Source organism: Mycobacterium sp. IDUB_37, assembly GCF_055419245.1.
Map to the genome: position 1 here is coordinate 1 of NZ_JBVAXG010000033.1, position 660 is coordinate 660.

The 660-nt window shown below is 78.6% G+C and carries 1 protein-coding gene; it reads right to left on the reverse strand.

The features are described 5' to 3' along the window. On the reverse strand, positions 1-660 hold a 660-nt coding region (locus ACZY1I_RS32165; RefSeq protein ID WP_463761700.1), incomplete at both ends, for a hypothetical protein.

Sequence of the window (660 nt, forward strand, 5' to 3'; positions counted from 1 at the left end):
AGCCCGCCGGCCCCGCCGTCGATGAAGCCGACGATTCCGTCGGCGCCGCGGCCGCCGGTGCCTGCGGTGCCGGCGTTTCCGCCGAGTCCGCCGTCGCCGCCCTTAGCGCTGAGTCCTGCGGTGCCGCCGGTTCCTCCGGTGCCAGCGTTGCCGCCGGTTCCGCCGGTTCCACCCGTGCCGCCCTTGCCGCCGGCGCCGCCGTCGCCGCCGGCCTGGCCTGCGCCGGCATTGACCCCGGCGACACCCGTGGCGCCGTTGACCCCGGCACCACCCTTGCCGGCCGCGCCGCCGACGCCGCCGGCGCTGGCCGCGCCACCGTTGCCATTGGCGCCTGCGGTCGCGCCGATCCCGCCGGCCGTACCGCCGTTGCCGCCCTTGCCGCCGTCGGCGCCGTTACCACCGGCGCCACCATCTCCGCCGGTGTAGCCGGCGTTGGTGTTGAGACCGGCCACCCCGTTCGAGCCGGCCGCGCCGGTCCCGCCCTTGCCCGCGATACCTGCCGCGCCACCGTTGCCGGCAGCGCCACCGTTACCCGCGTTGCCGGCGATGTCGCCGGTACCTGCGGCCGCACCCTTGCCGCCCGCGCCGCCGTCGCCACCGGCGCCGGCGTTGCCACCGGCCTGTCCGGCGCCGCCGGCACTGACCGTGGCGCTGCCGTTG